Origin of the sequence: Fischerella thermalis PCC 7521 (assembly GCF_000317225.1) — a bacterium.
Classification (GTDB): Bacteria; Cyanobacteriota; Cyanobacteriia; order Cyanobacteriales; family Nostocaceae; genus Fischerella; species Fischerella thermalis.
In genome coordinates this window covers 34,002-46,631 of the sequence record NZ_AJLL01000103.1, presented here as the reverse complement: position 1 = coordinate 46,631, position 12,630 = coordinate 34,002, and the positions used below count along the sequence as shown (strand labels likewise).

The following is a 12,630-nucleotide window of genomic DNA, read 5'->3' as shown; positions in this document are numbered from 1 at the left end:
AGCATTTGTATTTGTTTATCCAGCAAAAGTACCATTAATCGTCCTTTGACCTAATTGCCTTACCAAGGAAACTAGTTCTGTGGTCGGCACATCTTTTTTACAAACAGCATCTAAACAAGCTCTTGCCTTTCCTTCGATAAGTTTAGAGTCATCCACCGATGAGTAAGCAATAATCTGAGTGCTAGGATCAATAGCTTTAATCTCACCAGACGCAATCCACCCATCCTTAACTGGCATTTGCAAGTCCAGAACAATCACATTAGGCTTGTGGCGCTTAACCATTTCTATGGCTTCCTGACCATTACAGGCTAAACCTACAACTTGAATATTTTCTTGACCAGAAAATATTAATTGCAAAGTTAAGCGTGTTAGTTCGTGGTCATCAACCACTAGAACGCGCAAGCTAGAAGACTCACAAGACAACATTAACATCCAAGCAAACTATAAGGTTAATGCATGACAGCCTTTATAGTGTATGGGAATAAGTACCGGAACTAACTCTATCCTATGGTTGAATAAATTCTATCTTTTCACAAGATTTGATATTAATATTTAGTAATATTAAATTTTTTCAACAGAGGTATTTAACTACTTGTCAGGATACACATAACTCTTTCTTGAATTCATCAAGTTTGAGGTGATCGCTGGTGGGTTTAAAGCCATAGACATGAGAATTTTTTGTGAACTAGCCTCAGGACAATCTTCACCAGGACGACGTTGAATGTAGCTACCATCTGGCTGTAACTCCCAAGCTTGGCGGTTATCTGCTAACATAATACCCAAGATTTCTTGCAAATCCTTAGCAATATCTTGGTCTAATATAGGGGTAACTACTTCCACTCGCCGATCCAGGTTGCGGGGCATCCAGTCGGCACTGCCAATATAAATTTCTTCTTCACCGTTATTGTAGAAGTAAAAAATCCGGGAGTGTTCTAAAAATCGACCCACAATACTAATAACGCGAATATTTTCGCTGATATCTTTAAGTCCAGGACGTAAGCAGCAAATACCCCTGACAATTAAGTCGATTTGTACACCTGCGCGGGAAGCTTTATAAAGTTCAGAAATGATTTGTGGATCGACCAGAGAGTTCATTTTGGCAACGATACGCCCGGAAAAGCCTTTTTGGGCATTTTCGATTTCTCTTTCGATCAGTCCAACAAAGCGATCGCGTAAATTTACAGGTGCTACTAATAATTTGCGGTAAGACTTTTGCCGTGAGTATCCAGTCAAGAAATTAAATACATCTGTAACATCTGCTCCCAGGTCTTCTTGACAGGTAAACAATCCCAAATCTGTATACAATCGTGCTGTTTTGGGGTTGTAATTGCCAGTACCAATATGAACATAGCGACGGATACGGTCTTGTTCGCGCCGTACAACCATGACAATTTTAGAGTGGGTTTTCAAACCGACTAGACCGTAAACAACGTGAACTCCGACGCTTTCTAAACGCTTAGCCCAAAATATATTATTCTCTTCATCAAACCGTGCTTTCAGTTCTACCAATACAGATACTTGCTTGCCATTTTCGGCAGCAGCAATTAAGGCATTAATTATTGGTGAATCACCAGAAGTACGGTAGAGAGTCATTTTAATTGCTAAGACATTCGGGTCATGGGCAGCACTGGTAATAAAGCGCACTACTGATGCTGTAAAAGATTGATAGGGATGGTGTACCAGTAAATCTCGTTCCCGAATCACAGCAAAAAAGTCTCTGCCTTCTTCTATTTCTAACACCTCGGAACTGGGATTAACTTCGCGAATGCGTTGCAGCCGAGGGGGTACAACAGACTGCCAAGGAGGATCTTTTAGTTCTGCTGGGACGCTCAAAGACATAAAATACATTAAGTCGTGTAGTCCCAAAAGACCATCTACTTCATAAACATCGCTTTCAGTTAACTCTAAATCTTGCAATAGTCGGTTGCGTATGACATCAGGAGTTTGGGATTGAATTTCTAGTCGAACAGGAGTACCACCGACTCGCCGTTTTCGCAGTTCTTGCTCAATTAAAAGTAGCAAATCGTCGGCTTCATCTTCTTCTAGTTCTAAATCAGCATCACGAGTAATCCGGAAGGGATGATACTCCTGAATGTTCATCCCTGGAAAAAGCGACTCTAAATTGTGAGCGATCGCTTGTTCCAAGGGTACACCAGTCCATAAAGCGGGTTTACCATGCCGTTGAATTCCCAACTCTGGGGGTAAAGGTAAAAATCGAGGCAGAACTTTCGGAACTTTAACTCTCGCAAAAAATTCTTCTTCTGTTTCTGGATTTTTAACTACAACTGCTAAATTTAAACTGAGATTAGAAATGTAGGGGAAAGGATGGCTAGGGTCAACAGCAAGAGGAGTGATAACAGGAAAGATTTGTTCTTCAAAATAATTGTCTAAATATTTACGCTGTTTTTCAGTCAAATCTATATAGTCCAAAATATGGATGTTGTGATTGGCTAAAAGGGGTCTTAATACTTGCTCAAAATGTTGATGCTGTTGGGCTACTAAAGGACGTAAAACAAAACTGATATCATCCAATTGTTGTTGTGGTGTCCGACCGTCAAAACTTAATTGGCTAACTTTTGCTTCTACTTGTTGCTTTAAAACTGCAACACGCACCATGAAGAACTCATCTAAGTTAGAACTAAAGATAGCCAAGAACTTCAGGCGTTCTAAAAGGGGTGTGCGCGAATCTAAAGCTTCATGCAATACTCTGCTATTGAATTCTAGCCAGCTTAACTCACGATTTAAGTAATATTGTGTATCGTTAAGATTAATTTGTTGATTGGTGGTCTTCTTAGATTTCGCCATGTTCACCTAAACACAGGCAAGCCTAGCCCATACAACTGAACTCAGTACCAACCCATCAGTATTTCAATTTGAGCAACTATGTGCAAATTTTTTACTTTAATGAGCGGATAAATAAATCATAAATCATATTTAAGTGAAATCAAGACTCAGCGAATCGCTTTTACAGGGGAGGTTGACTAACAACCTTTTGGAGTTGGTGTTTGAGATTTTGGAGCTAGTTGTCTAAGGGTTTTCCCTTAATTTCTCTATTGTAATAATACCAAAGCCAAGCTTTGTTACACTTGCTGTGATTTTTGTGAAAGCACTAAGATATTGGATTGCTAAATACTTAACAATCACATTTATTTTCAAGCAAATTATCAAAAAAATCTTTTTTTTAAAAGCTATGTTTTTAGTAATTATTTAATTAAGGGTTTTAACTGACAACTTGTACCAGTTTCAATAATTCCCAGCATTTCGCCCTCAAATAAATAGCTGGATCATAGCTTAAGTCTACTTAAGTAGACCCATTGCTTTTATTGAGTAATGTCAAGATGACTTTTGCTATCAGCCAAAAAATTTAATCCTTGGTTATTTATTGTTCCACAAAGAGGGCATGAAAAATTTTAACCCTTCTGCCATCTGCCCTCTGCCTTATCTTCAATTAAGCTTAACTACAAACACCGAGCAATGGGCTTCTTCTACTACTTGACCACTAACTGAACCCTGGACTATTCGGTTCATACCAGTCAATCCCCGACTACCAATCACAATTAAATCAGCTTTATAAATATTGGCAAGGCGGATGATTTCTTCTGCCGGATCACCGGTAACTAATTCTATTTCACTTGCCACAGGTAACTGTGCTTGGTAAGATTGCAGTTGTTTTTCGATCTGTAAATAAGAAAGAGCTGGAGAATCTGAGTGAGGCTTGTCGGCAGGCAATTCCATTTCTAAGTCAGGGGGAGGAAAAACATGACAAAGGACAACTTTGCTGTCTTTTGGTAATACTAAATCGTTTAAAGTTTCAATGACTCGCTCTGCAATGCCTGAAGAATCTAGAGCTACCAAAATAGTCTTTAGCACGGCTTGTATCTCCAAAAGTGCAAACCCCTGTAATTAAAATTGATGATTTTCAAGATTATACTAAGGTGAATGTAGGCTTAAAGTTTAAGTTTGACGCTACAATTTGGTTTTTGTCAAAAGTCTGGAGAAAATTTAATAATTGTTAGTGTTTATTTGTTGTTTGTTGTTTGTTAAGCCATCAACTACCAATAATATGATTTATTCTTCTTTTTGAACTCGCCGTCTTACGGAATCAGCATGAGAAGGTAAGCCTTCAGCTGCTGCTAGTGCATCAATTGCGCCTGCTACTTTCTCCAAGGCAGTTTGTGAGTACTGAATAATACTTGAGTGTTTAAGGAAAGTTTCAACTCCTAATGGCGAAGCATAGCGAGCTGCACCAGAGGTAGGTAAGGTATGGTTGGGTCCAGCAATATAATCTCCTACTGCTTCCGGTGTAGAGTGGCCTAAGAAAATAGCCCCAGCATGGCGAATGAATGGTAGGACTTTCTCCCAAGGATCTTCCACTTCTAGTTCTAGGTGTTCGGGAGCAAATTCATTTGAGAGTTCGGCTGCTGCCTGTAGAGATTCAACAATCACAATTAAGCCATAGTGGGCGAGTGCTTTTTCTGTAAGGGTGCGTCTAGGATGATCTACCAATTGTCTTTCTACAGCAACTTGTACGTTCTTAGCTAAAGCTGGATCTGTCGTCAATAAAATTGCCGCCGCCATTGGATCGTGTTCAGCTTGTGCGAGCATATCTGCTGCTACATGAACGGGATTTGCGGTTTCATCGGCAATAATCAGCACTTCGCTTGGTCCGGCTAAAGAATCAATACCAACTGTCCCATAGACCAGCTTTTTTGCTAGGGTTACATAAATGTTACCTGGACCGGTGATGACATCGACTTTAGGAATTGTTTTCGTACCGTAGGCTAAAGCAGCGATCGCTTGCGCTCCACCGACACGATAAATTTCTTGCAACCCCACTTCTTGGGCAGCTACCAATACGGCTGGGTAAATAGTTTTACTTGCTCCTGGTGGTGTCACCATAATAATACGGCGTACTCCTGCCACCTGAGCAGGAATTGCATTCATTAAGACCGTACTCGGGTATGCGGCACGACCACCAGGTACGTAGATTCCTGCTCGATCTACAGGAGTATAGCGTTTGCCAAGAACTACTTCATCATCATCAAAATGTATCCAGCTTTTCGGAACTCGTTGGCGGTGAAACACTTCGATTTGGCGACAAGCCAATCTAATTGCTTCCACCAGTTCTTTTGAGACCTGTTGATAGGCGGCATCTATTTCTGAACCTGTAACCCGTAGTTCTTCTGGCTTGAGAATTTGATGGTCAAATTCTGCTGTGTAATGTAATACAGCTTTATCACCTTGGCGCTTCACCGCTTGCAACACTTCCCGCACTGTTGCTTCTTTATGAAGCACCTGTTCGTCATTGGTGCGATCGCAGATCCTTTGTAATTCTGATCTGACGTCTGCCTGCTGAGTAATGATTCGCAGCATGGAGTAAGGACAATGCCAACTTTAAAATATTCCCGTTTGAGAATGAGTTTTGCTTCTTGCCCTCAGGGGGAAGGGTAGCTAACACCAACTCTCTTTTCTAGCTTAACCTGGATTTTTTTGATACTCTCAAGGTTTGTAGCATATGACTTTTTTACAAAGGCCACTAAATTGTGATCATTCTAGTCGGTTTCCGGCTAATTTAGTAGTACTCAAAAAAGTTTTAGTAGTTATTTTCAACGATCAGCAAGCTAATTATTACTTTTTTCATGTTTGTCATATTCCCAAATTAGGGAGATGGATTGTTTTCACATTTTAGTCGGCTTTTGATTGCACAGGTAGGCTCTAAGTATACTTTCTGCCTATCTTTCTAATTTAGTAGCTAACATTATTGTATGGATACAGATGATCGGATGTCTAAATATCGGTCTTTGAACTTTAGCTATTTACACTTTATTACCTCTATCAATAGATATCATTTGAAGATGGGTTAAATTTTAAGCGGTCACAACCACTTGGCAACAGGTGGTGAATGAGATAACTGATTTATCGAGTACCTAATTTTAACGTATTTCTAGTGGTGAAAACAAAATATAAAGAGGCTTTCATAAATACTGTCAAACAAAAACGAATTTTTCCTAAGGATGAGATAAATTGTCAACGAGGATTTTCAAATTGCCTGAGCCAAAAATCAATTGGGTAAATATACTTGTTCATTTTCCTACAAATTCTCAAGATATATCTGTCGCTGATATAACAGATATATTTTTCCGTCTTGAAAACAGCGATCAAGAATCAAATTAGGAGCAAATCCATAATCTCATCTGTGTGCATCGCCTTGCACTGTGTTCGTTCTTTCATCAAGAGTGTTGTGGGCGCTCACCCATGAGAGTCTAGCTGGAAAATGGGTGTAGAGGTGTAGTCAGAGTTAAATTTTCATGCCTGGTGGTGAAACTTGTTTAATAGGGACTACCCTCTGCCTTTCTTTGGTAAAAAAAACTATAAAAGCTTTATATACACCCAGACTAACAAAAAGCGGGGATGTAGCCAACTTCACCACATCCCCGCCTCAATTTATGACTAGGCTAGTTTATTCGTCGTCTTCGTCCTCGAAATCATCTTCATCGAAATCATCTTCGTCGTCTTCTGTCAGATCGTTGATTTCACCAGGAATCAAATCATCATCATCATCCAAAATCGACTTTGGTCTGCTGCCATAAGTCATTTCTCCTACTCCTAGAGTTGGAGAATCCAAGTTGTAGGTACGGGCTGTGCGATCGTCCAGCACCATATCTAATGGGTCTTCAACTTCATCTAAGACACTACTGCTGAAGGAATCGGTGTAGTCTTCGACTATACCAGGTTCTTCGTAGGTATTAAAGCCTGTGCCAGCAGGAATTAATCGTCCGATAATCACGTTTTCTTTCAAGCCACGTAACCAGTCAGATTTACCTTCTATTGCTGCTTCGGTTAATACCCGAGTAGTTTCTTGGAAGGAGGCGGCAGAGATGAAGCTATCAGTATTCAAAGATGCTTTGGTAATACCCAACAATACGGGAGTGTATTGCGCCCTTGCGCCGCCGGTAATTGCCATAGCTTCGTTTACCTGTTCGATTTGACGCAGTTCTACCAATTCACCAGGTAGCATAGTGGTATCACCGCCATCATCAACCCGCACTTTAGAAGTCATCTGGCGAACAATCACTTCAATGTGTTTATCAGCAATATCAATTCCTTGAGACTGATAGACCATTTGTACTTCGTTTACCAGGAAGGTTTGTACCTTCTGTAAGGCATGACTAGCACAGGCATAGACTCCATCTTCAGAACCAAGGTTAAAGAAGACTTCCAATATCTCGTGGGGGTTGGCTGGACCATCTGTGAGTGGCTGTCCAGCACTGACTGTTTGCCCATCCGTAACTACTAAGTTCTGTCCAGGGCCAATGGTATAGTCTGTAACTACACCGTTAGGTTCGATCACTTTTACGGCGATCGCTTCATCCCCATCACCATAGATGACCTTAACTTCTCCCGCTCTCTTAGCTAATATACATGCTTCTTTCGGCTTACGGGCTTCGAGAAGTTCTTCAATTCTGGGCAAACCTTGGATGATGTCTCCTGTCTTGGCACGTTCAAATACTAGCAACACCAAGTTATCACCGCGCTGTACCAAATCACCGTCTTCTACTTGTAAGATAGCACCACCACTGACGCGGTAGGGACGACCAACACGGATGGTAACAGAGTAGTTTTGAGTAGCCAGTGCTGATTCATTAGCCGCAGTTTCTCCTGCACTTTCTGCTTTTTTCACTGCTACAACTTGCCCAGATTCTTGAGCAAAGACTCCTGGAGCAATTTCTGTACCCTCTACCACCAAGTCACCCGGTTTTACTTTGGGTTGGACAGCGCAATTCATTTTGATCATGTCGTGTTGTTGACGCAACACCAAGCAACGACGAACAGCTTCTGTACCTTTTTTGACGCCCCGGACGATACCACCTTCTTTACATAAGATTTGGGTACGTGCTACTACTGCACCAGGAGCAATAGTTTGTCCGTCTTCAACCTCAAGGGTTGTATTCGTACTACCTTGAGTAGCATCAGCGGTGATATCTCGACGAATCGTTAAAGATTCCAAAATCACCAGTTGCAAACGTTGAATTTCTGGATCATTGGCATCAGGTACCAATTCAATATCTGCTGCCAAGGGGGAGGCTGTGTGGTCTTGCTCGTCTTCTTGCTCAATTTCCAATACTAGTTGGGTTCGCAGCAGTTCGACGCCTTCAACACATTTAACACGTTCAGAATCTTTGTAGGGCAGCCGTTGTACAGCTCGCAATTGAATGGAGCGGGCTGTTTGCTGGCTCACGGATGTAGTAGAAGGCACATCAGGATAGTTGGGTACAGCATACTCAACTACCAAACGACTTAACAAGGCAGGACCTTCTGGTGTTTCCACGTACTGAATGTAGCGCAGTTCATTAAAGGTTTGTCCCAGCAGTTCTTCACCAGGTTGGACAAAGGTGTTATCTTTACTCATTACTGCTTCTGGGTCATCCACCATTAGCAGGTCTCCTGGTTTAATCACCACTTCTCGCAGAATGTCATTTTTCTGGGTGACTTCGATGACGCCACTGTTTTGGCAGAAGATATCTTTGACTACCTCAGTACCAGCTTCAACGTACTGACCGTCTTCCACTAACAGCAAGGAGATATCTTTATTAACTTCGTGTGTTTCTTCGGGAATCCACAGTAAAGTTCCGCCCTGCACCACTTCGTAGCCTTGCTTGGCTTTACCTTTTTTCTGGACTTCTACACCAGCGTATTTGAGCATTCCACCGGTAGTGGTACGATAGCGGTCGTCAATCAGTTCGGCGACTACCTGACCGTTTTGGACTTTTGTACCAGGGGTTGCCCTCAAGTTGAAGACTTGATTGTTACCAGTGCTAACTAAGTAGTTATTTTTACCTTGAGAGCTTTGGACAGTGACTGTGGCTTGGTCTAAAACTACAGAAGCTGTAATAATTTCAATTTCCCGTGTAGATTTGCCAGGGGTTGCTTCGGGCAAACGTACCACACCACCATGCTGGGTAGTAAGTTTGGTTTCTGCCAGGACGCCATTAGTAGCGACGGTATCGTTTTCTTTGACTACCAATTCCGCACCAGGTGGTAAGTTATAAACTTCCCCTGACAAAATCCAGATCAAACCACCTCGTGCTGCTGTGGTGGTGGTGTTACCTTGACGGTCAGTTTTTTGTTCGGCGACAACATCGGCAAATTTAACTTCCCCAGCTAAGTCAGACGCTACGTCTTTGACGGCTTTTTCTGTATTAGCGCGGGTTGTACGTCCGCCAAGGGCGACTTCTGCGATTAATTGACCTTGCTTGACTTGTTGTCCATCTACAACGTACAGGGTTGAACCTTGGGTAACAGCAATTTCCCTGCTTGTTGAGTTACCAGCATCTAAAGTTAATGTGCCGTTGGTTTCTACATACAAAGCATCTTCACCGTGACGCGTACGATAGGGTCTTGTGCGTAAGCGGCGAGGGAAACGGACTGTACCATCAATTACAGCGCGTTCTTGTTTAGCTACTTCCCCAGTGAATACACCACCTGTGTGGAAAGTACGCATCGTCAGCTGCGTACCTGGTTCACCGATACTTTGGGCAGCAATAATACCTACAGCTTCACCCAAATCTACCATTTTGGCGTGGGCTAAACTCCAACCGTAGCAATGTTGGCAAACTGATCGCGCTGCTTCACAAGTCAAGGGCGATCGCACTACTACTTCAGTTACACCTGATTTTTCGATGATTTTTGCCAAGTCGTCAGAAATCGGTGTATTTCGGGGTGCAATAACTTCGCCTGTGGTGGGATGTACCACATCTTCCGCCACAACTCGTCCCATGAGGCGGGTTTCTAGCCTAATCAAGGTCTTACCACCTTCGGTCATGGCCCGGATGGGAATTCCTCTGGTAGTACCACAGTCAAATTCCCGGATAATCACATCCTGAGAAACATCCACCAGACGACGGGTGAGATAACCGGAGTCTGCTGTGCGGAGGGCTGTATCTACTAAGCCTTTGCGCGCACCGTAAGAGGAAATAATGTATTCGGTAACGGTGAGTCCTTCCCGGAAGTTGGTTTTGATCGGTAAGTCGATAATTTCCCCTTGGGGATCTGCCATCAGTCCCCGCATCCCGACCAATTGCCGTACTTGGGAAATGTTACCCCTAGCCCCGGAAAATGCCATCATATACACGGAGTTGAGGGGATTTGTCTTTTTGAAGTGGCTAACAACTTCGTCTTTGAGAGCTTCAGAAGTTCCATTCCAGGTATCAATTACTTTTTGGAAGCGCTCTACTTCCGTAATTTCCCCACGTTGGTAGCGTTCTTCAGTAGCGCGAATTTCTGCTTCTGCGGCTTCCAGGAGCGATCGCTTGGAAGGAGGAACCATCAAATCTTCTACGCTGATGGAAACACCAGCTTTGGTGGCGTAGCGGAAACCCAAATCTTTTAATTTGTCCGCCATCACAGCCGTCCGCGCTGTACCATAGTGCGTAAACGCCCAAGAAATCAAATTACGCAGTTGACCTTTGTCAACAACGCGATTGCGGAAAATCATTTTGTCGTTAGTCATTTTGTCAATAGTTGTTAGTGGTTAGTAGTTGATGGTGAGGCAGCGCGCAGAACAGGGGGTTCCCCCCATGAGCAACTGCCGAACCCGAAGGGTTGGTCGTTAGTCGGTTGTTACAAAGAACAAGCAAACTAACAACAAACAACAGTTCCTAACTTGCTAGCGCTTCCTGAATTGCTTTATTGTAAATTACACGACCAGGAGTTGTGTATATATACTGAGAAATTAGATTTCCCTGAGCGTCTTCTCTGACTCGACGGTATTTATACAACTTAGTCACACTACCATCATCATTTTTAACCACTTCTCGTGGCTCATGATCCGCTTGGTCTGACTCAACTTCGCCGTCGTAGCGGACATAGATATAGGCGTGCAGGTCTACCTGTTCCTGCTCAAAAGCCATAATTACGTCGTCTAAAGAAGCAAAATAGCGTCCTGCACCCTTGGTAGCGTGGGGATTTTCTGCGGTTAAGTAATACGAACCTAACACCATGTCTTGGCTAGGTGTAATGATGGGCTTACCTGTGGCAGGAGACAAAATGTTGTTAGAAGCCAGCATCAATAACCGTGCTTCCGCTTGTGATTCCAGAGATAACGGCACATGTACCGCCATTTGGTCACCGTCAAAGTCAGCGTTAAAAGCTGGACACACCAATGGGTGTAGCTGGATTGCTCTTCCTTCTACCAAAATTGGCTCAAAAGCCTGAATACCCAAGCGGTGCAGAGTAGGAGCGCGGTTGAGTAAAACTGGGTGTCCTTCAATCACTTCTTCCAAGACATCCCAAACACTGGGATCAGACCGGGAGATCAGCTTTTTCGCAGCTTTAATGTTGTTTACCATGCCACTACGAATGAGGCGGTGAATCACAAACGGCTGGAATAGCTCAATTGCCATTTCCCTTGGCAAACCACATTGGTGGATATTTAACTTTGGCCCCACCACAATTACAGAACGCCCAGAGTAGTCAACCCGTTTACCCAATAAATTTTGCCGGAAGCGCCCTTGTTTTCCTTCAATAATGTCTGATAAAGATTTTAAGGGTCTATTGTTTGCTCCAACTACAGTCCGTCCGCGTCGACCATTATCAATTAATGCGTCTACCGCTTCTTGTAGCATCCGCTTCTCGTTGCGAACGATAATCTCCGGAGCCAAAATTTCCTGCAAACGTGCCAGACGGTTATTGCGGTTAATTACTCGCCGATACAAATCGTTCAAGTCGCTGGTTGCAAACCGTCCACCATCAAGCTGCACCATCGGGCGCAAATCTGGTGGGATGACAGGAATTACTGTCATTACCATCCATTCTGGTTTGGAGCCAGTGGCGATAAAGTTGTCGATTACCCGCAGGCGTTTAATGAGCTTCGCTCGTTTTTGACCTTTGGCGGTGGTAATTTCTTCGCGCAGAGTTTCAGCTTCTTGTTCGAGGTTAATATCAGCAAGTAGTCGCAGTAATGCCTCTGCACCAATACCTACCTCTACACCTTGTAAAGTTGAATCTTCGCTGTAAATCTGATCTTCTATTTCTAGCCACTGATCCTCACTGAGTAATTGTTTATAGCTGAGGGTTTCAGCATTACCAGGGCTAAGAACAACATAGGAATTGAAATAAACAATTTGCTCTACATCCCGCAGTGGCATATCCAACAGGATGGAGATATAACTAGGAATACCTTTGAGATACCAAACGTGAGCTACAGGCGCAGCGAGTTTAATGTAACCCATGCGGTGGCGGCGTACTCTTGATTCGGTAACTTCCACACCACAACGTTCGCAAACAATCCCCCGATGGCGTACTCTCTTATATTTACCGCAATGACATTCCCAATCTTTTGCCGGACCGAAGATCCGCTCGCAGAACAAACCATCCATTTCTGGTTTGAGAGTCCGATAGTTGATCGTCTCCGGCTTAGTAACTTCACCAACGACCTGGCCATTGGGTAGTGTTCTTTCACCCCACTGACGAATACGTTCGGGCGATGCCAAGCCGATTTTAACGTAGTCAAACTGATTAGTTTGGGTGTTTCTCATCTGTTTAATGCTGCGTTTAAGTTATGACTTTACAAACAACACGGGCATAATTAGCCGTGCTAGTGGGAGGAGTATTTAGTTTTTAGTTGATGGT

General features: G+C 43.0%; 6 protein-coding genes. All 6 read right to left on the bottom strand.

The window, feature by feature from the left end:
• Positions 1–15: 15 nt before the first annotated feature.
• The 6 genes from UYK_RS0122460 to UYK_RS0122435 all read right to left on the bottom strand — a co-directional run bounded on the left by UYK_RS0122460 (position 16) and on the right by UYK_RS0122435 (position 12,536).
• Complete coding sequence (locus tag UYK_RS0122460; protein WP_016872200.1) at positions 16–432, bottom strand: response regulator; 417 nt, start codon at positions 430–432, stop codon at positions 16–18.
• Positions 433–588: 156 nt separating this feature from the next.
• Positions 589–2,805 (bottom strand): polyphosphate kinase 1, encoded by a 2,217-nt coding sequence (gene ppk1 / locus UYK_RS0122455; RefSeq protein ID WP_009456867.1) that lies wholly within the window; start codon positions 2,803–2,805, stop codon positions 589–591.
• 639 nt (positions 2,806–3,444) lie between these two features.
• The gene (locus UYK_RS0122450; RefSeq protein WP_009456868.1) at positions 3,445–3,870 is read right to left on the bottom strand and encodes a universal stress protein; all 426 of its coding nucleotides are present in this window, start codon (positions 3,868–3,870) and stop codon (positions 3,445–3,447) included.
• Between the two features lie 198 nt (positions 3,871–4,068).
• Positions 4,069–5,373: a histidinol dehydrogenase gene (gene hisD, locus UYK_RS0122445; protein WP_009456869.1), complete on the bottom strand. Its 1,305-nt coding sequence runs from the start codon at positions 5,371–5,373 to the stop codon at positions 4,069–4,071.
• A 1,087-nt stretch (positions 5,374–6,460) separates the two neighbouring features.
• On the bottom strand, positions 6,461–10,510 hold the full coding sequence (locus UYK_RS0122440) for a DNA-directed RNA polymerase subunit beta'' (protein ID WP_009456871.1): 4,050 nt from the start codon (positions 10,508–10,510) through the stop codon (positions 6,461–6,463).
• A 148-nt stretch (positions 10,511–10,658) separates the two neighbouring features.
• Positions 10,659–12,536 carry a DNA-directed RNA polymerase subunit gamma gene (locus UYK_RS0122435; protein ID WP_009456872.1) on the bottom strand — a complete coding sequence of 626 codons (1,878 nt, stop codon included), beginning with the start codon at positions 12,534–12,536 and terminating at the stop codon, positions 10,659–10,661.
• Between the last annotated feature and the right edge of the window lie 94 nt (positions 12,537–12,630).